This is a genomic window from Aedoeadaptatus acetigenes (assembly GCF_025566985.1).
In the GTDB taxonomy this organism is placed as follows: Bacteria; Bacillota; Clostridia; order Tissierellales; family Peptoniphilaceae; genus Aedoeadaptatus; species Aedoeadaptatus acetigenes.
Genome location: NZ_JAOQJD010000004.1, coordinates 39727 through 63553 on the forward strand (window position 1 = coordinate 39727; position 23827 = coordinate 63553).

The window sequence follows — 23827 nt, forward strand, 5'->3', positions numbered from 1 at the left end:
TTTGACCTTGTTTGACTTTTCTTTTCATTCACGCCTAAAACAAGAAAAGCCCGCATTCAGCAGGCTTCTTGAATTCATTTAAAATCGTTCCGCGTGGGTCACAAAGGCATCGACGAAGCCTTGCAGGAAGTCTTCCGTGTCTTTGACCAATGCCCCTTCTTTGTCGAAGAGCTCGTGAACGGAGGCCAAATACACTTCCGGCTGTTGCAGGGGAATGAGGTCGACGAAGATCAGATTTTGACGCAAACTGAAATTTGCCGCCATGCCGCCGGATGAGCCCACGCTGGCGCTTACGACGGCCGCGGGCTTTGTGCCCCATTTGCTCTTGCCATAGGGGCGGCTCGCCACGTCGATGGCGTTTTTAATGGCCGGCGCGCAGAGACGATTGTATTCCGGCGTAAAGAAAATGTAGCCGTCTTTTTCTTCCACTTCTTTTCGGAAGCGGCCGTAGCTTTCCGGTTCGTTTTTCTCTTTTTCGTAGTCTTCGTTGTATAAGGGCAGATCGCTGATTTCGATAAATTCAGCCTCATAGCCTTCCGGGAACATGGCTTTCACTTTTTCTGCGACTTTTCTGTTCCAGGACTCTTTTCTGAGCGAGCCCACGATTAAGCCGATTTTTTTCGTCATGGGAAACTCCTTTTCTTTCTCAAAACTGTGCTTTTTTCATTTATATCCGAAAGAAAAGAAAATTAAACATTACCGGTCCACGTAGCGCTTTAAGTCCCGTTCAATGTCCCGTTTCTTCATGGCTTCCCGTTTGTCATGAAGCTTCTTGCCCTTGGCTTCGGCGATGGAAATCTTTACTCGGCCCCGCGTCAAGTGTACGTTCAAAGGCACGATGGTAAATCCCTCCTGCTCCGTGGCCTTGGCCAGCTGGGCGATTTCTCTTTTGTGCATAAGGAGCTTGCGCTTTCTCAAGGGATCCAAGTTAAAGCGGTTGCCTTGTTCGTAGGGGGCCACGTGCATGCCTTCGATGAAGATCTCGCCCCCTTCGATGGAGCAGTAGGCTTCTTTTATAGCCACACTGCCCTTGCGAATGCTCTTTACCTCCGTCCCCTTCAAGGCGATGCCCGCCTCGTAGGTGGTTCCGATGTGGTATTCGTGAAAGGCTTTTTTATTGTTTGCCAAATAGTCTCCGCCGGTATTCTTCTTTTTAGCCACGGGCGTCCTCCTCTAATTGAAAGTCGATGCGCCCCAATATGGGATCGGCGCCGGCCACGACGATGCGCATGGGATCGCCCATGTGAATGCTTTTTTTCGTCCGCTCGCCCACGGCCACGTAGTGATCCTCGTCGAAACGATAGAAGTCGTCCATGGAGGCGTAGCCGATGAGGCCTTCCACCGTGTTGTCCAGTTCGCAGAAAATGCCGAATGAAGTAATCCCCGACACTTTCGCGTCGAAGCTTTCCCCGATGTGATCGGCCATGTATTGGGCCATCTTCACATCCACCACCTTGCGCTCCGCTTCTTGGGCGATTTTTTCCGTAGCGGAAATGTGATCGGCAATGTCCGGGAAAGTTTTATTGTAGTGGTCGATGAGTTTCGTGTCCAGAACGTGGTTCAGATCCTGCTTAATGACCCGGTGGATGGTCAAATCCGCATAACGGCGAATGGGCGAAGTGAAGTGGGAGTAGTACTTGGCGGCGAGACCGAAGTGGCCGGCGAGTTCCTCGCTGTAGCGGGCCTTTTGCATGCTACGAAGCACCATGGTTTGAACCAATGCCTCTTCGTCTTTTCCCTTGCAGGCCAAGGTCAGCTTTTGAATGTCCTTGGGATGAACGTCTTTGGTGAGATCCAAGTGGTAGCCGAAGGGGCGAATCACTGCGTTTAACAGGGTGAGCTTTTCAGCATCCGGCTCTTCGTGGATGCGGTAGAGGAAGGGCAGTTTCTTTTTGTGGTAGGCCTCCGACACGGTTTCGTTGGCGAGGAGCATAAATTCCTCGATTAAGTCGTTGGCGTCCCGATGATCCACCAGGCCGATGTGGGTGGGGTGGCCGTCGGCGTCCAGCTCGATGGCCGGCTCTTCGAAGGAAAAGTCAATATTTCCCCGCTTATCCCGCATTTTTTTGCGATTCTTGGCGATGGTGTTTAAGGTCGTGAGCTCTTCCGTAAGATCCTCCAGGGATTCGTGGACCTTGCCGTCTTCCAAAAAGTCGCTGACATTGGAGTAGATCAGGCGGCGATCGCTGTTGATCACCGTTTCGGCGATGTGGTAATTGTACACCGTGCCCTTGTCATCTAATTCAAAGATCACGCTTAAACAGAGGCGATCCACTCCTTCGTTCAGGGAACAGATACCGTTGGAGAGAGCCTTGGGGAGCATGGGAAGCACTTCGCTTAAAAGATACACGCTGTTGCCCCGATGGAGGGCCTCCCGGTCCAGGGGGCTGTTTGCCCGCACGTATTCCGCCACGTCGGCGATGTGCACGCCCACTTCCCAATGGCCGCCTTTCATGGGCCGCACGCTCAAAGCGTCGTCAAAGTCCTTGGAATCGGCACCGTCGATGGTAAAGGTGGGCGCGTCGCGGAAATCTTCCCTGCCGGCCACGGCGGAAAGGCTCACTTTTTGGGGAATGGCGTCGGCCTCTTCGATGACGTCTCGCGGAAATTCCAGATCCAGGCCCATGGCGTAGGCGATGGAGAGGATGTCCACGTTTTTGTCGTCGGGATAGCCCAGAACTTCCACGATTTTCCCCTCGGCCTTTTTGTTGGGTTCCGGATACTTTTCAATATCCACCACGACTTTTTGGCCGTCTTCCGCGCCGTTTTTCCATTTTTTCGGAATGAAGATGTCGTCGGGAATTTTCTTGTCGTCGGGGGTGACGAAGCCGAAGCGCATGGCGTCGTCGAAAACGCCTACGATGCGGTGATTGGCTCGCTCCAACACGGCGACGACGCGGCCTTCATCGCCCTTGTCCGGATCCTTCGGGGGAATTTTTTCCACGAGGACCCGGTCCTTGTTCATGGCGGAGTTTACCTTGGTGCGGTGAATGTACAAATCCTCCATGTCCTCGTCGTCGGGAACGAAGAAGCCGAAGCCCTTGTCGTTGCCTTCGAAGGTGCCGGTCATGAGTCCGACGCGAAGGCTGGCGTGGTAATTTTTATCCTCGTCCCGGTAAAGGGTGCCGTCTTTTACCATATCCTTTAAAAGGCCCTTCATTTCCTTTTGCAGATTGTCGTTGACGTCCAGGGCGCGGAAAATTTCCCGCTTGCTCAATCCGTCGTTTTTTTCCAAAGCCTCCAGTACCCGGTCTCGAATAGTCATAATGCCTCCTTTGGCTTACAGTTTGCTACCGTAGGTGGTTTTCGTAAACAAATTGGATTCGTAGCTGTAAGTGGTGTCCTTGCGTTCCTTTGCGCGAATTTCGCCCAGTTCGATGACTCGATTCAACAGCTCGGCGAAGGGAATGCCCACAGGCTCCCACAAGTAAAAGCCCATGGATCCCGGCAGGGTGTTGATTTCATTGACCACCGGACCGGCTTCGGTGACGAGAAAGTCGATCCGCGCCGTGCCGCAGGCGTCGATGGCGGTAAAGGCGCTTTTCGCCAAGTCTTCGATTTTTTTCTTTAAGTCCTCGTCCACATCGGCCGGGCAGTTTCTCGCATTCTTCCCCTTGCTCGGGCCGGTCTTTTTGCCGCCGCCCACGTATTTGTCGTCGAAGCTCAAGAGATCCTTCCAGCCCACGGGCTCTTCCAGTGCCGATGCGATCACGTCTCCTGCGTAGCCCATGACGGCGCAGTTGATTTCCCGGGGATTTTCCGCAGCCTTTTCGACCAAGATCTTCCGGTCGTAGCTCGCGGCGAGATCCATGGCATCGTCAAGCGCTGCGGCTTCTTTTACCTTCGTAATGCCGATGGAGGAGCCCAAGTTTACGGGTTTCACGAAAACGGGATAGCCCAGTTCGGCGACGGCCTTTTTCACATCGTCTTTTTCTTCGCGCCACTGGCGGCGATAAAAACATTTCCCTTCCATGACGGGAATATCATGGGCGCGGAAGACGTCTTTCATGATTTTTTTGTCCATGCCCACGGCGGCGGAGAGGGTGGAGCAGCCGATGTAGGGAATGTCCATGGTGTCGAAATAGCCTTGAATGGATCCGTCTTCGCCGAAGGTGCCGTGAAGGGCTACAAACACCATGTCCACGTCGGCGTAGACTTCTTCTTTCATGCCGCCTTTGGAAAAGAGGCCGCCTTTTTCCTCGACTTGTCTATAAAGTTTTCCGCCTCGACCTGCCTTAAAGTAGACCTCGTAGGCGTCATCGAAATTTCCCTCTTTAAAGGTTTTGAAATTCGACAGACTTTCCCCGCCTAAAAACTTGCCGTCCTTGGTGATGTAGACGGGCACAGCCTCGTATTTGGATTTATCTAAATTTTCGATCACTTGCATGCCGGTAATGACGCTGACTTCGTGTTCCACACTACGTCCGCCGAAAAATACAGCGATTGTTTTCATAATGCACGTTCTCCCTTCGTGGTAATTCTTTTTTTATTCTATCATAGACGGCGCGGGGAATAATAAAGATCCGTGAAGATTGCGTAAAAAAGATGCACAGAAAAAGCGGCCCGAAAGCCGCTTTCTATATTATTCGTCGTAGGAATCAGGAAGGTCGTTTTCGAAGAGCACCACGTCGCCCACTGTGGCCACATGGCCCAAGGAAGCCGTGGCCTCATCGAGATTTTTCGCCACGATCATCTTCTCTTCGCCAAAGCCCGCGTCCATCAAGCCCTTTTGAATGGGCGCCGTGCGCTTTTTGCCCACGAGAATGGCCACGTCGCAGACCCCTGCGATTTCCTTGCCCAGTTTGTAATTCTCTTCCTCTTCCATATCGCCGAGTTCCACCATGCCCGGGGTGACGATGATCTTCTTGCCCTTTTCGAATTGACCGAGCACATCCAGCGCCGCCCGGGCGCCTACGGGATTGGAGTTAAAGGCGTCGTCGATGACGATGATCCCCGTGCCCCCGTCGACGATGTTCAGGCGGTGTTCCACCGGTTCCACTTTGCCGATGCCACGAGCCACGGCCTCCGGCTCCATGCCCAACACGTAGCCCACGCTTGCAGCGGCGAGAAGATTGGAGATATTGTGCTTGCCTAAAAGCTTCGTTTCCGCCCTTACCTCGCCCTTGTCCTTAAAGCCCAAAGTAAAGGAGCTGCCCCGCTCGTGAACGGCGATGTCTTTCGCATAAACATCCAGCTTGTCGATGGCTTCCATGCCGTAGCGAATGGTGCGTTTTTTCGTCTTGTCCGCCAAGGGCTTCACGTAGTCGTTGTCGTAATTAAAAATGGCGATGTCGTCGTCGGCCAAGGCTTCGATGAGCTCGTACTTGGTCTTTTGAATGTTTTCGATAGTCTTAAACAGATGCATGTGGGTGGGCCCGATGGCGGTAATAATCCCGATGGAGGGTTGCACCAGCTCCGCCACTTCGGCGATTTCTCCGGGCTCTTTGGCGCCGAGCTCGGCGAGGAAGATCTCGTCCTTTTCGTCCAATTCGTTGTTGATGACCTTGGAAAGGCCCATGGGCGTGTTGTAAGAAGAAGGCGTGTTTTGCACGACAAAGGCCTCTTCAAGGACGGTGGAGGTGATAAATTTCGTGGAGGTCTTGCCGAAACTACCCGTAATGCCTACCACTTGCAGGCCCTTTTCCTTCAAATCCCGCACCTTTTTCTGCGCCGCGTCGTAAAAGCCCTGATTGATCTTCATTTCCTTGGGATAATTGATGCGATTGGCATAAATCAAGATGGCGTATTGGAAATAATAAATCCCCACACAGAAAATGGCAAAGACCACCGTCGCCAAGGTAGGCGACACACCGTAGGCGGCCACGGAGGCTAGAAGCGCCACAATGAGGAGCAGGCGATTCAATAAGCGATGTACATTAAAGAGCCGCGTGGCCCGATCCGTCATCACCAGAGGCGTCTTTTCCGAGGTGGGTGCGTAGCGGAACGCTTTAATCTTGTCGCCGTTTGCGCGAATCCACGCCTTGTATTCCCCTTCGTTGTAGCCTTCCAACTGAAGCATGTGCAGGGGATAGAGGGCCCGCTCGTTAAACACCTTGTAGAGCGCGAAGCTCAGCGCCAGGTAAATGGCCAAAAAGATCACGAAAGAAACTGAATGATACATAGAGACTCCTTATAAAAATGAACGCAACACGGCGTCAAATTGGCCGTAGGCGTCGAGGTAACTGAAGTGGCCGCCTTTCAGGACCACGAGACCCGCTTCGGGGATTTTTTCTTCAAACACCTTCGCCATGGATAGGGGCGTGGCGTCGTCTTCGTCGCCCCAAATTAACAGGGTGTCCGTCTGAATCCGCGGGAAATACTCTTCCGTGGACTCGTTCACCACCTTCACGAAAACCTTGCGCATGATTCCGTCCGCCGCCTTGTAATCGTCGGAGCCGAATTTCTTGTAAAAGCGCGCCATGGCCTTCTCCGTGTCCTGCCAGAAAAACAGCAATTTGTAGAGCTTTTTCAAAAACTTAAAGGTGTAAACCTTCCTATAATAAGTAAAAGACCGCTTGGGCAACACACCGGAGGCGTCCACCAAAACCAGCTTGTCCACCTTTTCGGGATAGAGGGCGGCGAAGACGGTCAATGTCTTTCCGCCGAAGGAATGGCCGATACAGGTGGCTCGGGCGATACCGTAGTAATCGTAGATCTTCTTCAACAGATCCACGTAATCGTCGCCGCCGATGACCGCATCGGGTTCGTCACTGTCCCCGTGGCCCAAGCTGTCGTAGGCAATGACACGGTAGCGATCCTTCAGACTGCTCACAATGGGCATGACCGATTCGATGTTTGCGCCCCAACCATGCAAGACAAAGGCCACATCATCTCCCGTCTTTGTGTCGTAAACGGCAATCTTTTTCCCGTCGATACGAATAAATTCTTTCTCCATGGCTTCCCCCTTAAAAATTGATTATACCATAGGAGCCGCCGCGGGCCGAGGCCGACGACGCATTTTTATAAAATTGAGGCTATGGAAACCCTTTGCTTAATACATATTGTATACAGTAGTGAAAATTGTAGACATTGTTTTTTCCTGATGTTATGATTGTATTCAAAGAATGTCTTTAAAGGAGGTTAGAGAATGGAATTTTTATCTTTAAAGGACCACGTTTATAATTTTATTGCCGAACAAATCCGTCTCGGCAAACTTAATTCCAATGAAAAAGTTAATGAACAAGACATCTGCCAGCAATTAAACATCTCCCGTACGCCGGTTCGCGAAGCGTTAATTCAATTGGCCGCGGACGGCTTTTTGGATTCCGCTCCCCGCAGAGGCTTTCGGGTAAAGCCCCTCACGAAAAAAGAAAGCGAAGATATCTACCGCATTCTCGCACCTTTAGACGCCTTGGCTGCGGAACTCGCCGCCAACTATTTAACCCCGGAAGATTTAAAATCCATGGAGGATTTAGTTGAGCTCATGGACTTTCACATCGACCGCTTCCAATTCGACGAGTACTTCATTTTGCAAGAGCGCTTCCACGATATCTACATCGAAAAGTCCCACAATGAAACCTTGATTAACACCATCGACCGCCTCCAACGGCGCTTCATTCGCCAAGGCCACGACATGGGCAGCAACGAAGAATTTCAAAAGCTTTTACACGACACCAATCAACAACACTCCCACATTACGGATCTTTTCCGCGAAAACAAAATTGAAGAACTGGAAGATTTCCTCGTCCATACCCATTGGACCTATCACTTTTCCGAAGTGGGTCAGACAGCCACAGACGACTAAGCAAAATACAGGGCGAGTCCCTGTATTTTTTATTTGGAGGATGACATGACCATTTACATGAATACCATCGCCTACGATTCGCCGGCCCACGAGGCGGCCATCGCCCTGAGAAAACACATCCTATTTAATCCCTACGACGAAGCCTTCGACGAGGCGCGAAAAACCTGGGACCGGGACAAGATTCTCTACGGCCTTTTCGACGACGACCATTTAATCGGCGCCGCCGTGACGAAAACGACAGAAGAAGGCCTCCATGTGGAGGAAATCCTCGTGGCCTACGACAAACAGCGCCAAGGCCTGGGCAAGCAGATGCTGGCCTTTTTGGAAAACCGTTTGGAGAAAGATCAGGTCCTTACCGCCGAAGGCCCCCTTTCCGCCCGCGCCTTCTACGAAGCCTGCGGATTCACACCGAAGTCCAAATACCACGGACCGAAAGACCGCATGCGTTTGGATTTCGAAAAAAAGGTGACGGGAAAGACGAAAAATCCCATTCCCCTTTTCGAGCATCGCCAAAACTTGCCCCTTATGTATTTCACCATGGGCACGAAAGATTTCGAATTGATTCCCGTGATCCGCAACCACTTCCCCAAGGAGCATCTTTTCGTCGTGGATCTTTTAAGAGACGACGCCCCTTGGCTTGATTTTGCCAAGGAAACCAAGCGCCGCACGGGGAAATACACCTTTATCGCCCCGTCCCTCTACGGCAACCGCGCCTTTCGTCCTTTAGACGACTTCAATCTTCCGGCGAAATGCGCCGCCGAAGCCGATCGCCTGAGCAAGAGCAAAACCGCTCTTTTGATCGGCACGGCCGATGAATTTTCCGCCAACGCCTACCGGGCGGCCTTCGATTCACAAAACGCTTCCCTCTCCACGGCGGAAATGGTTCTGGAAGCGGAGAATCTCAGCGGTGCCCACCATTTGGATGCGGATTTCTACAACCGCTTCGCCGAAAAAATCGACACCTTAAAGGAAAATCCCTTCGACACTCTGGCCGTCATCGACGTGCCCTTCTCCACTCAGGCCGACGCCATGGAAAAGTTTTTGGAAGAAACCCTTGCTAGAAAGCTTACAAAAATCGACGTCTTCGACCTATTCGTCACCGGGCTTCGTCGAGACCTGCTCGAGAAAAACTACTTGCGTCACGATGCAACCGAAGGCCAATTACGCATCTTTTCCGAAACGCCGGATCGGGCACGAGCGGAACTGGCGCGCATTCATCCCGCGGAAATGAGCGCAAAGGTGGAAACCATTCGATGATTCTTTTGATTCTCGCCGATCTGGATAACGCCATCGCAAAAGACGGCAAGCAGATCACTTTTATTCCGGAAGATTTGGCCCGCTTCAAGGCCCGCACCACAGGCCAGGTGATTCTTATGGGCAGAAAGACTTTGGAAAATGCGGGAAAGCTCCCCCATCGCATCACCGGCGTCATGACGCGGAAAAATCTCCCCGACGAAGAGGATCTCTTCTACTTTTCCTCGGAAGAAGAGCTGGACGAAAAACTCAAGGCCTACGGCGACAGAAAAATCTATCTCGTCGGCGGCGCGGGAATTATTCAGGCCCTCTTTCACCGCATCGAGGAAGCCTACATTACCCGGGTCAATTACCGCTCCGGCGGCGATGTGAAGATCCCCTCATTAAAGGATGATTTCGACTTGGTGGAGACAACACCCATCACCCATAAGGCCACGGAAGAACATTGGATACGGAAAAAATAAGAAAAGGCAGAGAACCGAATAGATTGACCCCATAAAGTTGGACTTAATCGAGTAAGCATTTCGCTTGCTCGATTTTGTTTTACATACTATTCTTTTTGTGCAGATTGCATGCGTTCAAGGTACTCTTTCGGACTCAAGCCTCCTAACTTTTTTGATTCGATCGTTATTGTAGTAGCGGATAAAGCGATCAATGGCTCGCTCGAGTTCTCCCCGACTTTGGTAGTCGTGTCCGACGTAGATTTCTCTTTTTAGAATACTGAAGAAGTTTTCCGTAGGTGCGTCAGTTCCAAAAACAAAGGCAGCTGCGTAGAATGTACTATTGAATATATAGTTCTTGCTTACTCTACCATCAATAATCTTATTTTTATTTATGCACTCCTTTCTCAGTTCATTAGTTGATTTTGGAATGGCAGAATCTATAATTTCTATCACACTATCTTTTAGTACTACAAAACCTTCATCTGTTCTTTTACATTTTCCCTCTATCAATCTATTTGACTTGCCACTTTTTCTGGAAAGATATAGTAATAGTTCTTTATCTCCATTATTATTTTTACTTGATTCTTTTGGTGTTCTATCACCTATAGCAACAAATAGTTTATATCCTAGTACACCAAGAACCATTTTTGAACACTCTATAAAATCTTCCACCTCTGATTCTTTTTCTTCTGTTACATTTCCAGGGTTTGAATCATTTCCATTCCTTACTTTGTACCTATCTACATCTATAGTCATGTTGGTGGATTTAATCTCTAGATATGAGATTTCTGTTGGTCCAAATGAGTTGTAAATATGATTTTATTTTGCATTAAATTTAAGAGGTCTTTTGCATAAACAGAATAATTGATATATAGGGAACAGAAACTGTTATAATGGTTAACAAGTGAATTTATTAGTGCTCGTTGGAAATTCAAAATTTTTGAGAAGGCTAAAAAATAACTGTTATAAAGATTTGAAAGTAAGAAGGCGATAATTTGGCATATAATATATTGATAATCGAAGATGATTTTGGTTTAGCTAAAAGCATTACGAATGTGTTAGAAAAATATAATTTTCGTTCTTCTATTCTAGATGATTTTGAAAACATCGAAGATATAGTAGTTGACACTAAACCTAGTTTAATAGTTTTAGATATTAATTTACCCTACTATGATGGGTTTTATTGGTGTCGTAAAATCCGGAAAATAACATCGAATCCTATTATGATAATTTCTTCAAGAGATAGTAATATGGATCAAATTATGGCTCTTGAATATGGAGCAGATGATTACATTACCAAACCTTTTGATGTTGAAATTTTAATCGCAAAAATTAATAGTTTGCTTCGACGTACATTTGGAGAATTATCGTCAATTACTATAAATGAAACATTAAAGGTTGGCAATATTATCTTGGATAAGGACAGACAGCAGCTGTTAGCTGGCGAGAATCAAATTGATTTGTCTGTTACAGAACTGAAAATACTCAAAAAATTGATTGAAGAATACCCTAACTCTGTATCAAGAGATGAATTGTTTTTTGAAGTATGGGATGAAAATAATTTCGTGGAGGAAAATACCTTGAATGTAAATATAGGAAGAATCAGAAGAAAAATAGACGATAATCAATTGCCTATTGGCATACGGACAATCCGGACTTTTGGATATCAATTAGTGGCAGAGGAAGATGGTAGATGAAGTTATTCATAAAGGACCATGTGAGTTTTGTTTTATTATATGTGATTAATTTTATATTTATACTGCTTATAATTTGGTTAAGTGGGGATTATCTTAGTTCACAACTGATAATTTATATGTTTTTATTATGTTTGTTCATTCTCTTTATATTTCTTACCATACGGTATTACAAGAAAGCTACAGTATATAAAACCTTAAGTATACCGTCTTCAAATTTAAAAAGTATGAAAAAAAGGCTACAAGGGATCGATTTGTTCACTGATTCATTTATTAAGCATGAAAATCAAAATTATAATCAATTCTTGAGTGAAATCGAAAATTATAAAAATAAAAATAGTGAGTGGAGAACTTATATCGTTCAATGGGTACACCAAATGAAATCTCAAATCAGTTCAATGCGTCTAACATTGCAGAACAGAAAGCATAACGAAGAGAACATGCAACTATTAGTTGAGTTGGATCAAATAGATAAGCAACTAAACAACATTTTGAACTTAGCAAGGCTAGAGGCAGTAGACAGGGATTTGAAAATTGAGCCAATAAACCTAAGTGAAAGTATAAATAGAGTAATCAACCAAAACAAGCGATTGTTTATTCAAAGGAATGTATTTCCTAAAATCCAGATAGAAAATACTGTCCCAACTGTGCTAAGTGATAAAAAATGGTTAGACTTTATCCTTGATCAATTAGTCCATAACGCTATAAAATTTTCTAATCCAACAGATCAAATCATTTTTAACATAAAGCAAATAGATAATAAGTGTTGTTTAGATATTAGTGATACAGGTATAGGAATTGTAAAAGAAGATATTCCTCGTATATTTGATTTGTATTTTACTGGAAAAAACGGACGTACTAATAATACCTCATCGGGTATAGGGCTTTATTTAGTTAAACAAATTTTAGAGCAATTAGGGCATAAGATTAAAGTTGAGTCTGAACAGTCAAAAGGAACGAAATTCACTATATATTTTGATTAAGAGGAAAAGGTGACAGAATTGTCATCTTTTTTTATATTTCTCGATATTATAATCAAAAAAAATCTTTTAATATGTGGATAAAGGAGTGATAGGAATGAATTTATTAGAACTAAATAACGTGAGTCATGTGTATGGAGATGTAGTGAAGTCGAGAGGTCTGGATAATATTTCCTTAACTACTCAAAAGGGTGAGTTTGTCGCCATTATGGGGCCTTCTGGAAGCGGAAAATCAACTTTATTGAATGTTATTTCTGGTATTTTGCCTGCCACCTCTGGAAGTGTTTTGCTTGCAGGAAAAAACATAGCTAATCTTCATGATGAAGAAGCAGCATTATTTAGACGAAGCACATTAGGATTTGTTTTTCAAGACTTTAACCTTGTTGAAACATTAACAGTAAGAGAAAACATTATGCTACCTTTGATGTTTAAGAATGAGGAAGTTGAATCTATGAAGGAAAAATCAGAGAAGGTAGCTGAATCGTTAGGTATTTCTCATATATTAAATAAGCGTACGCAAGAAATTTCAGGAGGACAGGCTCAAAGAACAGCAATTGCACGGGCAATTGTTCATCAGCCGGAATTATTACTGGCAGACGAGCCGACAGGAAACTTGGATTCTGCTAATTCTGACGAAGTTATGAAAATTTTTGAAGATCTCAACCGTAACTATGGAATGTCTATTTTTTTGGTAACCCATGATGTTAAGACAGCAACTTATAGTCAGAGAGTCCTATTTATAAAAGACGGAAAAATTTATAATGAAATCCGTAAAGGGAACGATTTTATAGAATATCAAGAAAATATTCTCAATGTTCTTAATGTAATTGGAGGTGTGTAGAATGAATCTCCGAGATTTTGCTAAAAATAATATACTAAGGGATAAAGAAACGTACATTGGCTATTGGCTAAGTTGCACGTTTACTGTATTTGTCTTTTTTATCTTTTCAGTAAATCAGTTTCACCCCGAACTTAATCAAGGTCCGGGAGCAGTTGCAACCATTATGGGGTCTGCTCAAGTGATAGTTGTGTTGTTTGCTATATTCTTCTTAGGATTATCAATCAATTCATTTTTATCTAGACGTGAAAATATGTTTGGTGTTTTACTTATGATGGGAATGTCGAAAAAACAACTGCGTCGATTAATTATCATAGAAAATATGATAATTGGATTTTCATCTATAATAGTGGGGATACTTCTCGGGTTAGCATTTGGACATATACTGGTCTTGTTGATGGCAAATATAATTAATCTAAGCTCAATCTCCTTTTATTTCCCTATGGAATCAATCGTTGTTACGATTATTGCTTTTAGTATTTTATTCTTTATGATTGCATTCTTCCGATCACAAGTTATATTAAAAAAACCAATATATAACCTATTAGATGTAAACCAGAATGAATACGGAAGTATAGCATATTATCGTTTTTTATCTATTACGGCTATAATCTTAATTCTCCTGGGATACGCCCTAGCTAATATTCATCCAATCAATCGATTAATACCACAGGGATTTGATATGCTGAATACTCTTCAAAACTCAGATATATTACATGTTTTAATTGGCGGATTGGTAACAATTGGCATGTTCTTATTTTTCACTCAATTCTCTAAGTATTTTACAGACAAAGTAAGAAGAAACGAAGAATACTATCTGAAAGATACGAGAGCATTATGGGTTTCTGAGTTAATGTATCGATTATCCAGTAATTCAAAAACCATGTTTATTTCAGCATTGCTATTAACTGTAGCTTTTATTACTACTATTGGAACAATTGCCTTAAACTCTACTGCTGCTGACGAAGTTTCCGAAACAACTCCCTTTGATATTTCCTATTTTTCGTTTCAACCGAATGAAAAAGAAGAGGAAAACATAGAGTTTATTAGTTCTAACCTTAGTGAAGCCGGCATATCTTTTCAATTAAATAGTGTACCTATTTTACAAAAAGACAATCAATCGAAAGAGATTGTCATTTCTCAAGAAGACTACAATAGTGTGTCTAATGAGAATGAAAAGATAGAACTGACTGGCAATGAGGCGGTAACATTATCAAATGGAGATTCTCAAGAAAAAATTTCTATAACTGATAATGTAATAATTACTAGCGTCGATAATCGCCCGAACATTTTTGATTCTTACCGTTACAGTAACATTTATGTAGTGAATAATGAGCTTTTTAGCCAATTATCACAAATATTCGAACATACGCAAACAGCCTTTTTGTATCATTTTTCAGACACTACTACAGATGAGCAAGCAAGGCAAGCATCAACAGTTAATAGAGAAGTTTTAGGGTCCGGTCGTTCTGAAGGCAATGATTTTCTCTTGATACAAAAAATTGAAAGAGTTGATTTAGAAAGATATACGTATCAAGTTTTAACGTATATTGGGATTATGCTAAGTGTAATCTTTATTCTTGCGGCGGGAAGCTTAATTTATTTCCGTCTATTAAGTAATATTAGAGGATCTAGTCCCACATATACTAACCTCTATAAAATTGGATTGTCTATTAATAAAATCCAAGAAGTGCAACGCAGGCAATTTACGATCTTATTCTTTGCACCCGTTCTATTTGCGATAGTCAATACGATTTTTGCGGTTAACATGTTATCCTATTTACTCGCAGCCTCCATATGGAAGCAAACTATTCTGATTGCCTTAGTATTATTGGTTATTCAGATTCTATATTTCTACTTTATGAATAATCGTTTCAAAGCAAAAATTGAGTTGATTCTAACTCAACTTTACCATTGATTAAAAACAATCTGTTCTTAATGGAATCGCGGAACAGTTAGAAATCTTATGCGATAAAAGAAAATAACTAATCTAACAGAAAATGATCGAAATGCTTTACAAGTTGTTCATAGAGATATGACCAAAAAATGTGACTATGATCTTTATTGGAATGCCGGGTATAGAAAAGCGATTGACTCGTTATCCTCAACTCTACTCGAGAATAGGTTTTGCCCATGAATTTGATAGGTTGAGTAAAGACGAGATTCATCATATTCTCGAATACAGATGGGGAGAGTTGGGATTATCTGTCCAACTGGAAGATTTTTCTAATTATGAAGCTGTCATTCGTGTTATTTAAATTACCAGTGGACATTTTCGGCTTATTCAACGAATCTTCGCCCAAATCGAAAGGATATTGAAAATCAATAACTTTGAAACTATCTCGACCGAAGTAGGTGAAGCTGTACGAGATACTTTAGTCATTGGAATAAAATAAGTAATAAAAAAGACCATTTTCTGTAGAGTGACCCCATAAAGTTGGACCTAATCGAGTAAGCATTTCGCTTGCTCGATTTGTTTTACATACTATTCTTTCTATGCCCCTTTCTTTTTTCCGTCCATGATCCCGCTTAGGAGCAAGAGACTACCGAGAAACGAGAAGGGCGGCTCGTTGTACCACATGATCACGATCCAGCCAAACATCTTCTCATTTCCCGAAAAAGCCAAATACACGCCGAGCAAGCTAAAGACCAAAAGTCCAAAGCCCCACAGAATTTTTTCTCCCCTGCCCATGTGGGCGATAAAGCCATAGGCCAGCAGCCCTTCGATAAACAAAAAGGCCAGGCGGAAGGTCCATTGGGCGGCGTACATATCGGGCCCGCTCACATCTTCGGCATAGCGCACGCCGATGAATTGCCACAAAAATCCCAGGCCGATCATCAGAGCGAGAAAGCCGATTCGCTTCAGTGATTTCATTCTGCGCCTCCTTCATTTCGAGGATCTATCTCCAAATAACCAAACACTTCATTTCTTTGACGCCGTATTTCTCTTTTGTTTATACCCCCCGCCCGGTCCAAACCTTCGGAGGCGCTCCCGCCGATCATTTTTTTGTATTCCTTCAGAAAAATACAGGTAAAAGCGTTTAAAAGTATGCCGATCTCTAGTATACTTAATGATGAATTAGGAGGTATACATACAATGAAAGAATACTCTGTCCGTGAATTGGTGTTCACGGCCCTATTTATCGCCCTGGTCTACGTCTTTACGTGGCTCGTGAAAATCCAATTGCCCTTCGCCCCCAACGGCGGCCTGATCCACTTGGGGAATGTGCCCTTTTTTATCGCCTGCATCTTTTTTTCCAAGCGGGTGGGTATGTTATCCGGCGCTTTAGGCATGGGCCTCTTCGATCTGACCAGCGGTTGGGTGGCTTGGTCGCCGATGACGGTGATCTCCGCACTGATTATGGGTTATATTATGGCCACCCTAAACACTCGGGACTTCCGCTTAAGCCGCTACGTCCTCGCTGCCGTTTTGGTCACTGTCGTCAAAGTGCTCACCTACTACATCGGCGAAGCCATTATGTTCAAATCCCTCTTGGTCCCCTTGGCCAATATTCCGGGAAATGTGCTGCAAATCACCGTTTCCGCCATTATCGTCGGCGTCCTTATTCCGCCCATGAGCCGAATCTTGAAAGACGTCAAGCTGTAATTTCATTCATGATGCAAAAACACAGGTAGGCGAAAGCTTACCCGTGTTTTTCTTTGCCCGAAATTTCTCTCACTCAATAAAAATGCCCCTATTCCGAAGAATAAGGGCGTTTTTTTATACATTTGTCGCCGGTCCGTGGTACTCGTTGCTTCCGAAGGCGGGAAAGAGCAAAAAGAAGGGGAAGAAGATGGCGAGAACGGCGAGGAGTGTGCTGCACTCGAAGTATTTCATCATTTTGTAATTGAGGACGGCGGCGTAAACGACATTGACGACGGGCACGGCAAAGAGCAGAGTGTACCAGTAGCTGTCGAAGACGATTTTCGACGCCACGGCCAAATTCACGATGGGAATAATGGCCAGGATGCCGGAAAAGCCCGCTTTGGAAAAGAGTTTCCACCAGGCGATGACGGTAATGATGCCGACGCCGGCAAAGAGCGCCGTGTTCGACGACGAGGCGTTCGCGAATTGTTCCATATTGTTCATGATTTCATCCTTTATTTTAATAGATCTTTGATCACGTCGGATAAGAGCCGGCGCTCTCGTAGGGTTATGCCTTCGATTTTTTGATCGGCGGTAAGAGGCGGCGTGTAGATGGTTTCAAAGCCCATGCGCACGGCCTCTTTGATGCGGCTCGTCATGGCCGGCACTTGTTTCAACTCGCCGGTAAGGCCCACGTCGCCGATAAAAAGTACATTGCCCGGGATGGGGCGATTGGCCACGGCCGATGCAATGGAAAGGAGGGTGCCTAAATTGGCGGCCCCTTCTTTTAGTCGCAAATTCCCCGTGGTCTTCACCACGACGTTTTTGTCGTAAAGACCCATGCCGCCCCGCTCTTCCAAAATAGAGAGGAGGACGCCCAGCTGTTCTCTGCGCAAACATTCGGAGATGCGCTGGGGATAGGGGGTGAAGCTTTTCGACACCAGGCTCTCGACCTCCACGATCATGCTGCGGGTGCCTTCCCGCACGATGCACATGGCGCTGCCCGGCACTTCTCTCCCCGCCGCCCGCGCGGTCATAAAGTGGGCGGAGGGATTGTCGATGGAGATCATGCCCCCTTCGGTCATTTTGAAAAAGCCCATTTCTCCCGTGGAGCCGAAGCGATTCTTCGTGGCCTGAAGGATGCGCAGCTCGTCTTGCATTTCGTGATCGATGAAAAGCACCGTGTCCACTAAATGCTCCAGTGCCCGCACGCCGGCGAGAGAATCCTGTTTCGTGAGTTGACCCACGATAAAGACGACCTTGGGCTTTTTCGTGTTTTTCGCCATGTCCACCAGACGATTGGCGCACTCCATGGTTTGTGTGGGGGTGCCGGCCCGGGCGGGAAATTCCTCCAAGGTGAAGGTCTGAATGCTGTCCAAAATGATGATGTCGGCGTCTACATCCTCAATCCAGTGGCACACATCGTCCATGGAGGTGCCGGCGTAGATCCAGATATTTTCGGCGATGGCCGGGGCGATGCGCTCCGCCCGCATTTTGATTTGGCTCTCGCTCTCTTCCCCGGAGGCGTAGAGCACCCGGTGGCCCTCCTCGGCCAAGGCGTTTGCAATTTGAAAGAGAATGGTGGATTTTCCGGCGCCGGGTTTCGCCGCCAGAATACTCACCCCGTCTTCCACGATGCCGCCGCCCATGACCCGGTCGAATTCTTCCATGCCGCTTTTCAGTCGCCGCTTGTTTTCCCCGGATACATCTTTCAGCCGCCGAGCTGTGCGATGGGCTGTGGTGCGGCCGCCGGATTTCTTTTCCTCCGACACTTCTTCGAAGGTGTTCCACTCGCCGCAGTTCGGGCACTTGCTGAAGTAGCCGGCGCTTTTGTAGCCGCAGCTCGTGCAGCAATAGGCCTTATGCTTCATTGCCTACGGTCTCCGCCACTTTTTCCTCTTCGAAGGTGAGACCGTCCTCTTCCACGTCGATGTGAATGGCCTTTTCCTTATGCACCTTGCCGGAGAGGATCTCGTCGGCCAGGCGGTCTTCGATGTTCTTGCGAATGGAGCGCACCAAGGGGCGGGCGCCGTATTCTTCGTCGAAGCCTTCTTTGCCGATGTAGTCCACCACGGCGTCGGCGAAGGTGACGGAAAAGTCGTTGTCTTCCAGGCGGGTTTGAAGATCCCGAAGCATGAGCTTCACAATTTCCTTCACTTGTTCTTTTTCCAAATACTTGAAGACGATGATTTCGTCGATGCGGTTTAAAAATTCCGGACGGAAGGTTTCCTTCAGGCGGCCCTGAATGGTTTCCACCATTTTGTCGTAGCCCTTCACGTTGCCTTCATCCGGCGCGCCGAAGCCCATGGTGTTTTGCTTTTTCAGCAAGGTGGCGCCCACATTGCTGGTCATGATCAACACGGTGTTTTTAAAATCCACCGTGCGACCCTGACCGTCGGTGAGGCGGCCGTCGTCTAAAATTTGAAGGAGGATATTAAACACGTCGGGGTGGGCCTTTTCGATTTCGTCGAAGAGCACGACGGAGTAAGGCTTTCTGCGCACGGCTTCCGTGAGCTGGCCCCCTTCGTCGTAGCCCACGTAGCCCGGAGGCGAACCGACCAATCGGGAAACGGTGTGTTTTTCCATGTACTCGCTCATGTCCACGCGAATCATGGCGCTTTCGTCGCCGAAGAGGGATTTCGCCAAACTCTTGGCCAAATAGGTCTTTCCGACGCCGGTGGGGCCGACGAAGATAAAGCTGCCGATGGGTTTGTCGGCGCTCTTTAAGCCCACGCGGGCCCGCTTAATGGCACGGGAGACGGCTTCCACCGCTTGGGGCTGGCCGATGACCTGACCGTTCAGCTCGTCTTCCAAATGGACCAGGCGCTCGCTTTCTTCCGCATTCATAGTGGTCACGGGCACGCCGCTCCACTTGCTCACGATTTCTGCGATTTCTTCCTCGTCCACGGTCATGTTTTGGCTGTGCTTTTCCTTGTCCCAATGCTTCTTTTCATCGTCCAAGGCTTCTTTTACCTTTTTCTCCTGATCCCGCACCTTCGCCGCTTCTTCGAAGTTTTGCGACGTGACCGCCTCTTCCTTTTCCTTGGAAAGCTTCTTCAGCTCGTCTTCCAATTCTTTTAAGGCGTTGGGGCTCTTAAAGTTTTCCACGCGCAATTTGCTCGCCGCTTCGTCGATTAAGTCGATGGCCTTATCCGGCAGGAAGCGGTCGTTAATGTAGCGGTGGGAAAGTTCCGCAGCCGCCGCCAGGGCTTCGTCGGTAATCTTCACATTGTGGTGGGCTTCGTATTTATCCCGGAGGCCCTTTAAAATCAAGATCGTGTCTTCCACCGAGGGCTCTTCCACCATAATGGGCATGAGCCGGCGCTCGAAGGCCGTGTCTTTTTCGATGTGTTTGCGGTACTCGTCGATGGTGGTGGCGCCGATGATTTGCAGCTCGCCCTTGGTGAGGGTGGGCTTTAAAATATTGGAGGCGTCCATGGCCCCTTCCGCGCCGCCGGCCCCGATAACCACGTGAATCTCGTCGATAAAGAGGATCACATCTTCCCGGTCTTCCACTTCGGCGATAACATCTTTCAGCCGCTCTTCGAAGTCGCCGCGGTACTTGGCCCCGGCGATTAAAGCGGAGACGTCCAGGGTGTAGATTTCCTTGTCCTTAATAATCTCCGGCACATTGCCTTCCACGATGCGTTGGGCCAGGCCTTCGGCGATGGCGGTTTTCCCCACGCCGGGCTCCCCGATTAAGACGGGATTGTTTTTCGTGCGGCGCACCAAGACTTGAATGATGCGCTCGATTTCGTCTTTTCTTCCGATCACGGGATCGATCTTTCCCTGGCGGGCCCGGTCGTTTAGATTGTAGCCGAACTCTTCCAAGGCGCTTTCCGATTCCAAGTCCTCGGCGTCGGGATTTTTCCCTTCCACCTTACGGATGGCCATGTAGATGCTTCGCTCGAGGACCGTAATGTCGATGCCTAAATTCTTGAGGGCCAACACCGCCACGCCCTTGCCTTCCCGCAAGATGGCGAGAAGCAAGTGTTCCGTGCCAATGTAATTGTGGCCGAGCTCGTTTGCGATCTCCAGAGCCAGCTCAAAGATTTTTTTCGTGCGGGGCGTGTAGGTGAGGGAGGTCACCGTCGTATCTTCCGGCGCCACGATTTCCGCAATGGCGTCTTTCGCCCGCTCGTAGTTGACGGCCACCTGGCCCAAAATCGACGAGGCGCCTCCCGGTTCTTTTAATATGCCGAGCAAAATGTGCTCGCTTCCTATATATGAATGGCCTTGTTCCCTGGCTTCCGACTGGGCGAAAACCATGGCCCGTTGACTTTTTTCGGTGAATTTTCCGAACATTGCCATTAAAATACCTCCTTTATAAATCGACGCACCTTGTTGGCGCGGTAAATATTGCTGCTCCTGTCGTCGAGAAAACTTTCCCGCTCCATTTGCAGATGGGCCTTGCCCATGTGGATCACCGCATCGTAAAGATCGAAGTCACGCATGGGTTTTAAGACGGACAGATCGATCCCGAGCTTCATGTGGCTTAGGTGGAGCATAGTCTCTTCGAAGGTAATGATGCGGGCGTTGCGCAAAATGCCGTAGCTGCGCCGCGCCATGTCCTCCAGCTCGATTAAGTGATCCAAATACATTTCCTTGCGCTTAATGCGCTCAAGAGCCGCCACTTCCTGAGAAATGGACTTGGCCCGCTTTAAAAATTCCTCTTCGCTGAGGCCCAGTGTGCGCTCGTTTGAAAGTTGATACATGTGCCCCACGATTTTCGAGCCTTCCCCGCGCATGCCCCGAAGGACAAAGCCCATGCGGGTAATGGAGCGCTCGATTTTATCCATGCCCAAGGTGTCCAGGGCCGGGAGATGCAGCATGCAACCGGCCCTCAGGCCCGTGCCTACATTGCTCGGGCAGGCCGTTAAATAGCCCAGCTCTTCGTGATAGGACACGGGGAGCTTTTCCTCGAAGAAGCGGGCCAGTGCGGCCACGGTGTCGTATTCTTCGTCTAGGTGAAAGCCCTTTTTCATGGCCTGAATCCGCAGATGATCTTCCTCCATCATCATGACGGAGCGGTGATCGTCTGCGAGGAAATAGGCGCCGCGGTCTCTGTTTTTTAACAGGGCCATGCTGATTAAATTCTCTTCCAAATCGTAGAGATTTTTCAAAGACCCGTCTTTTAATTGGTAGAGAGTCCAAAGATCTTCGTGTTCGTGAAGGGTATCGGTGATCTTTTCCCGAAGTTCCTCGGCTTGATCCAAGGTCATGGCCCCGGGATAGGGATAGCCCTCGATGTTTCGCGCCAGGCGAATGCGGGATGTGAGTAAAATTTGATCTTTATCCATGGCGCTCATCCTTTATGGCCTTGATCTCATCCCGCAAGAGGGCCGCATCTTCGTAGCGCTCTTCCGCCACGGCAGCGTCCAGGCGTTCTTTGAGCGCCTGCTCTTTCTCAGATGCCTCCCGATCCTTTCTGAAGGCTTCGGGCATGGCTCCCTCGTGACGTTCGGCCCCCTGCATGCGGGGCAGGAGTGCCTTGAGTTCTTCGGCAAAAGTGTCGTAGCAGCTGTCGCAGCCGAACATCCCCGTCTTTCGAAACTCTTTTAAACTCCGCCCGCACACGGGGCAGCGCCTGTCGTCTTCCACGCCCTCATCTTTTCCGTGAAACAGCGAGAGCAGCTCCTGAATCATGGGCTGAATGTCCACAGGCGGAATTTGCGAGGACGGAAATTGCTTCGCCAAAAATTCCTGGAAGCAAGAGGGGCACACGTGCTTTTGCCGCATGGCGTTTCCTTCCACCACGGTGTAGGTTATTTTCGCTTCATTTTCATGACAGTGTTCGCAAAGCATGGTGCACCTCCTTAAGAAAAGATACCCAATAGGATATTTTGTAAAAGATCGGCCCGCAGGGCGTTTCGTTTGTCCGAGGCCACCGCCAAGGCACGATCGGAAAGCGTAAGTCCCAAGAGATGATGCTCATTTTCCGTCATGTAATCCATCTCCTCCAGGGTGTCCAAAATTTGATTGGCCTTGGATTGGGTAATGCTTTTTCCCACAGCTTCCGTGAGCCGGTCGTAGAACTCGGCGTCGCTCTTGATTTCTACCTGGACGATGCGAATGAAACCGCCGCCGCCCCGCCGGGACTCCACGAAAAATCCCTGCACCGGCGTGAAGCGGGTGGTGAGGACGTAATTTATTTGGCTCGGGGCACAATTAAAATGCTCCGCCAAAACATTTCGCTTTATTTCGATCTGCCCTTCCCTTTCCAGCAAAAGGGCACGCAGATAATCTTCGATATGATTGCTAAGACGTGCCATAACTGCCTCCTATCTGATTTCAGTATACGTTTATAGTCAAAGAATGTCAAGATCAGATGGCGCGCCGCCTTTTCTTTCGACTGACATAAAAACACCCTCTCGGCGAGAGGGCGTCGTGTTTATTTGTTTAACTCAGGATCCCGTACCCACACATCTTCCGCCGCGTCGTATTTGTAAAATACGCTCGCGTTTAAATCCAGGCGGTAACGGGCGACGGTCACGATGTGATCCGGGTGATCTTCGATGACATCGTAGGCGTAGATATGCTTCTTCGCCAAAGCGTCGCGGTCGCTTAACATGGAGTCGATCAATTTAAAGGGCGGCTTTTTGTATTCCGCCGGCAATTTGCTGTACATCCATGCCCCGGCAATTTCCTCGTCGGTCTTGGCCACCTTTCCCTCGATGGATACCGTGGAAGTCCCGTCGTCCCAGGAAATTTTTTGATCGAAAAGTTCCACCACGGCCCGAAGAGGAATAAAGGTGCGATTTTCTTTGATGATAGGCTTCGTTTCCAATTCTACGGCTTCGGCCCGATCAATGTATTCCTTGACATCGGCCGGTTGGAATTCAAGCCGCGTCGTCGCCCCGTAAAAGGCGTCCACATCTTCCTTGGCGATGAGGAGGGCTTTCGCCGCGTCCGTTTTCAAAACCATGGCCTGTACCGGTTTGTTCGTATCGAAATCCATCTTCGTCAGCAGGATGTCGCGGCTACCCTCGTTCCACAGCACTTGATAGTCCAGAGCTTCGGCCACGAAGCGCACGGGAACCATGGTGCGATTGGCGGAAATAAAGGCGGCGGGCGTCGATACCACCGGTTTTCCGTTTACCTCTAGCTTCACATCTCTTTGGGCATAGGCCGCGGAGGGCAGGGCCATGAGGACCAGAGCCAGGGCCAGCACGTTTCTCTTTTTCATCTTCCACCTCTTTCTTTACTCCGAAATTTATCCTTGTTTTCAGTATACCCTTCGCGCCGTGTTTTTCCGCACAAAAAAACAACTCGCCGAAGCGAGTTGTCC

The 23827-nt window shown here is 47.6% G+C and carries 24 protein-coding genes; 9 read left to right on the top strand and 15 right to left on the bottom strand.

Features of this window, described 5'->3' with window-relative positions; genetic code table 11:
• Positions 1-78 precede the first annotated feature (78 nt).
• The 6 genes from OCV31_RS02795 to OCV31_RS02820 all read right to left on the bottom strand — a co-directional run bounded on the left by OCV31_RS02795 (position 79) and on the right by OCV31_RS02820 (position 6895).
• The gene (locus OCV31_RS02795; protein WP_148472411.1) at positions 79-627 is read right to left on the bottom strand and encodes an NADPH-dependent FMN reductase; all 549 of its coding nucleotides are present in this window, start codon (positions 625-627) and stop codon (positions 79-81) included.
• A gap of 69 nt (positions 628-696) precedes the next feature.
• Positions 697-1161 carry an SsrA-binding protein SmpB gene (gene smpB, locus OCV31_RS02800; RefSeq protein ID WP_148472413.1) on the bottom strand — a complete coding sequence of 155 codons (465 nt, stop codon included), beginning with the start codon at positions 1159-1161 and terminating at the stop codon, positions 697-699.
• A complete protein-coding gene (gene rnr / locus OCV31_RS02805; RefSeq protein ID WP_148472415.1) occupies positions 1154-3265 on the bottom strand; it encodes a ribonuclease R in 2112 nt (703 codons plus the stop codon). The genes smpB and rnr overlap by 8 nt, the downstream gene beginning before the upstream one ends.
• 15 nt (positions 3266-3280) lie before the next feature.
• A complete protein-coding gene (locus OCV31_RS02810) occupies positions 3281-4453 on the bottom strand; it encodes a D-alanine--D-alanine ligase family protein (RefSeq protein WP_148472417.1) in 1173 nt (390 codons plus the stop codon).
• A gap of 129 nt (positions 4454-4582) precedes the next feature.
• The gene (locus OCV31_RS02815) at positions 4583-6121 is read right to left on the bottom strand and encodes a UDP-N-acetylmuramoyl-tripeptide--D-alanyl-D-alanine ligase (protein WP_148472419.1); all 1539 of its coding nucleotides are present in this window, start codon (positions 6119-6121) and stop codon (positions 4583-4585) included.
• A gap of 9 nt (positions 6122-6130) precedes the next feature.
• Positions 6131-6895 carry an alpha/beta fold hydrolase gene (locus OCV31_RS02820; protein WP_148472421.1) on the bottom strand — a complete coding sequence of 255 codons (765 nt, stop codon included), beginning with the start codon at positions 6893-6895 and terminating at the stop codon, positions 6131-6133.
• A gap of 192 nt (positions 6896-7087) precedes the next feature.
• Between OCV31_RS02820 and OCV31_RS02825 the strand changes: the two genes are divergently transcribed.
• Genes OCV31_RS02825 through OCV31_RS02835 form a run of 3 tightly spaced genes read left to right on the top strand, consistent with a single transcriptional unit; the run spans position 7088 to position 9462 of the window.
• Positions 7088-7744 carry a GntR family transcriptional regulator gene (locus OCV31_RS02825; RefSeq protein ID WP_148472423.1) on the top strand — a complete coding sequence of 219 codons (657 nt, stop codon included), beginning with the start codon at positions 7088-7090 and terminating at the stop codon, positions 7742-7744.
• 45 nt (positions 7745-7789) lie between these two features.
• Complete coding sequence (locus tag OCV31_RS02830; protein ID WP_148472425.1) at positions 7790-9001, top strand: GNAT family N-acetyltransferase; 1212 nt, start codon at positions 7790-7792, stop codon at positions 8999-9001.
• Positions 8998-9462 (top strand): dihydrofolate reductase, encoded by a 465-nt coding sequence (locus OCV31_RS02835; RefSeq protein WP_148472427.1) that lies wholly within the window; start codon positions 8998-9000, stop codon positions 9460-9462. The genes OCV31_RS02830 and OCV31_RS02835 overlap by 4 nt, the downstream gene beginning before the upstream one ends.
• A 114-nt stretch (positions 9463-9576) precedes the next feature.
• Here the strand turns inward: OCV31_RS02835 and OCV31_RS02840 are convergent, their stop codons facing one another.
• On the bottom strand, positions 9577-10197 hold the full coding sequence (locus tag OCV31_RS02840; protein WP_148472429.1) for an IS3 family transposase: 621 nt from the start codon (positions 10195-10197) through the stop codon (positions 9577-9579).
• A gap of 239 nt (positions 10198-10436) precedes the next feature.
• Between OCV31_RS02840 and OCV31_RS02845 the strand changes: the two genes are divergently transcribed.
• From OCV31_RS02845 to OCV31_RS09755, 5 genes are all read left to right on the top strand, one after another.
• The gene (locus OCV31_RS02845) at positions 10437-11138 is read left to right on the top strand and encodes a response regulator transcription factor (protein WP_148472431.1); all 702 of its coding nucleotides are present in this window, start codon (positions 10437-10439) and stop codon (positions 11136-11138) included.
• A gap of 224 nt (positions 11139-11362) precedes the next feature.
• Positions 11363-12118, top strand: coding sequence for a sensor histidine kinase (locus OCV31_RS02850; RefSeq protein ID WP_267303766.1), 756 nt, complete (start codon positions 11363-11365; stop codon positions 12116-12118).
• A 94-nt stretch (positions 12119-12212) separates the two neighbouring features.
• Complete coding sequence (locus OCV31_RS02855; protein ID WP_148472435.1) at positions 12213-12956, top strand: ABC transporter ATP-binding protein; 744 nt, start codon at positions 12213-12215, stop codon at positions 12954-12956.
• A gap of 1 nt (position 12957) precedes the next feature.
• Positions 12958-14871 (top strand): ABC transporter permease, encoded by a 1914-nt coding sequence (locus OCV31_RS02860; RefSeq protein WP_148472437.1) that lies wholly within the window; start codon positions 12958-12960, stop codon positions 14869-14871.
• Between the two features lie 136 nt (positions 14872-15007).
• Positions 15008-15211: a hypothetical protein gene (locus OCV31_RS09755; protein ID WP_394800634.1), complete on the top strand. Its 204-nt coding sequence runs from the start codon at positions 15008-15010 to the stop codon at positions 15209-15211.
• Between the two features lie 236 nt (positions 15212-15447).
• On the opposite strand, the gene OCV31_RS02870 is transcribed toward OCV31_RS09755, so the two are convergent.
• The gene (locus OCV31_RS02870) at positions 15448-15828 is read right to left on the bottom strand and encodes a hypothetical protein (RefSeq protein WP_148472439.1); all 381 of its coding nucleotides are present in this window, start codon (positions 15826-15828) and stop codon (positions 15448-15450) included.
• Between the two features lie 222 nt (positions 15829-16050).
• Between OCV31_RS02870 and OCV31_RS02875 the strand changes: the two genes are divergently transcribed.
• Positions 16051-16560 carry an ECF transporter S component gene (locus OCV31_RS02875; RefSeq protein ID WP_108831649.1) on the top strand — a complete coding sequence of 170 codons (510 nt, stop codon included), beginning with the start codon at positions 16051-16053 and terminating at the stop codon, positions 16558-16560.
• A 114-nt stretch (positions 16561-16674) separates the two neighbouring features.
• On the opposite strand, the gene OCV31_RS02880 is transcribed toward OCV31_RS02875, so the two are convergent.
• The 7 genes from OCV31_RS02880 to OCV31_RS02910 form a co-directional block, all read right to left on the bottom strand.
• The gene (locus OCV31_RS02880; protein WP_148472441.1) at positions 16675-17043 is read right to left on the bottom strand and encodes a DUF5684 domain-containing protein; all 369 of its coding nucleotides are present in this window, start codon (positions 17041-17043) and stop codon (positions 16675-16677) included.
• Positions 17044-17054: 11 nt separating this feature from the next.
• Complete coding sequence (locus OCV31_RS02885; RefSeq protein ID WP_148472443.1) at positions 17055-18410, bottom strand: DNA repair protein RadA; 1356 nt, start codon at positions 18408-18410, stop codon at positions 17055-17057.
• Complete coding sequence (locus tag OCV31_RS02890) at positions 18400-20850, bottom strand: ATP-dependent Clp protease ATP-binding subunit (RefSeq protein ID WP_148472445.1); 2451 nt, start codon at positions 20848-20850, stop codon at positions 18400-18402. Before OCV31_RS02890 ends, OCV31_RS02885 begins: the two co-directional genes overlap by 11 nt.
• Positions 20850-21839: a hypothetical protein gene (locus OCV31_RS02895; RefSeq protein ID WP_267303767.1), complete on the bottom strand. Its 990-nt coding sequence runs from the start codon at positions 21837-21839 to the stop codon at positions 20850-20852. The genes OCV31_RS02890 and OCV31_RS02895 overlap by 1 nt, the downstream gene beginning before the upstream one ends.
• Positions 21832-22344, bottom strand: coding sequence for a UvrB/UvrC motif-containing protein (locus OCV31_RS02900; RefSeq protein WP_148472449.1), 513 nt, complete (start codon positions 22342-22344; stop codon positions 21832-21834). Before OCV31_RS02900 ends, OCV31_RS02895 begins: the two co-directional genes overlap by 8 nt.
• 11 nt (positions 22345-22355) lie before the next feature.
• A complete protein-coding gene (locus OCV31_RS02905) occupies positions 22356-22811 on the bottom strand; it encodes a CtsR family transcriptional regulator (protein WP_148472451.1) in 456 nt (151 codons plus the stop codon).
• 119 nt (positions 22812-22930) lie between these two features.
• A complete protein-coding gene (locus tag OCV31_RS02910) occupies positions 22931-23725 on the bottom strand; it encodes a copper amine oxidase N-terminal domain-containing protein (protein ID WP_148472453.1) in 795 nt (264 codons plus the stop codon).
• Between the last annotated feature and the right edge of the window lie 102 nt (positions 23726-23827).

Coding starts and splice junctions, on each gene's coding strand:
- OCV31_RS02795 (WP_148472411.1), bottom strand. CDS start 627: ATGACGAAAAAAATCGGCTTAATCGTGGGCTCGCTCAGAAAAGAGTCC.
- rnr (WP_148472415.1), bottom strand. CDS start 3,265: ATGACTATTCGAGACCGGGTACTGGAGGCTTTGGAAAAAAACGACGGA.
- OCV31_RS02810 (WP_148472417.1), bottom strand. CDS start 4,453: ATGAAAACAATCGCTGTATTTTTCGGCGGACGTAGTGTGGAACACGAA.
- OCV31_RS02815 (WP_148472419.1), bottom strand. CDS start 6,121: ATGTATCATTCAGTTTCTTTCGTGATCTTTTTGGCCATTTACCTGGCG.
- OCV31_RS02820 (WP_148472421.1), bottom strand. CDS start 6,895: ATGGAGAAAGAATTTATTCGTATCGACGGGAAAAAGATTGCCGTTTAC.
- OCV31_RS02825 (WP_148472423.1), top strand. CDS start 7,088: ATGGAATTTTTATCTTTAAAGGACCACGTTTATAATTTTATTGCCGAA.
- OCV31_RS02830 (WP_148472425.1), top strand. CDS start 7,790: ATGACCATTTACATGAATACCATCGCCTACGATTCGCCGGCCCACGAG.
- OCV31_RS02835 (WP_148472427.1), top strand. CDS start 8,998: ATGATTCTTTTGATTCTCGCCGATCTGGATAACGCCATCGCAAAAGAC.
- OCV31_RS02840 (WP_148472429.1), bottom strand. CDS start 10,197: ATGACTATAGATGTAGATAGGTACAAAGTAAGGAATGGAAATGATTCA.
- OCV31_RS02850 (WP_267303766.1), top strand. CDS start 11,363: ATGAAAAAAAGGCTACAAGGGATCGATTTGTTCACTGATTCATTTATT.
- OCV31_RS02855 (WP_148472435.1), top strand. CDS start 12,213: ATGAATTTATTAGAACTAAATAACGTGAGTCATGTGTATGGAGATGTA.
- OCV31_RS02860 (WP_148472437.1), top strand. CDS start 12,958: ATGAATCTCCGAGATTTTGCTAAAAATAATATACTAAGGGATAAAGAA.
- OCV31_RS09755 (WP_394800634.1), top strand. CDS start 15,008: ATGATCTTTATTGGAATGCCGGGTATAGAAAAGCGATTGACTCGTTAT.
- OCV31_RS02870 (WP_148472439.1), bottom strand. CDS start 15,828: ATGAAATCACTGAAGCGAATCGGCTTTCTCGCTCTGATGATCGGCCTG.
- OCV31_RS02875 (WP_108831649.1), top strand. CDS start 16,051: ATGAAAGAATACTCTGTCCGTGAATTGGTGTTCACGGCCCTATTTATC.
- OCV31_RS02880 (WP_148472441.1), bottom strand. CDS start 17,043: ATGAACAATATGGAACAATTCGCGAACGCCTCGTCGTCGAACACGGCG.
- OCV31_RS02885 (WP_148472443.1), bottom strand. CDS start 18,410: ATGAAGCATAAGGCCTATTGCTGCACGAGCTGCGGCTACAAAAGCGCC.
- OCV31_RS02890 (WP_148472445.1), bottom strand. CDS start 20,850: ATGGCAATGTTCGGAAAATTCACCGAAAAAAGTCAACGGGCCATGGTT.
- OCV31_RS02895 (WP_267303767.1), bottom strand. CDS start 21,839: ATGGATAAAGATCAAATTTTACTCACATCCCGCATTCGCCTGGCGCGA.
- OCV31_RS02900 (WP_148472449.1), bottom strand. CDS start 22,344: ATGCTTTGCGAACACTGTCATGAAAATGAAGCGAAAATAACCTACACC.
- OCV31_RS02905 (WP_148472451.1), bottom strand. CDS start 22,811: ATGGCACGTCTTAGCAATCATATCGAAGATTATCTGCGTGCCCTTTTG.
- OCV31_RS02910 (WP_148472453.1), bottom strand. CDS start 23,725: ATGAAAAAGAGAAACGTGCTGGCCCTGGCTCTGGTCCTCATGGCCCTG.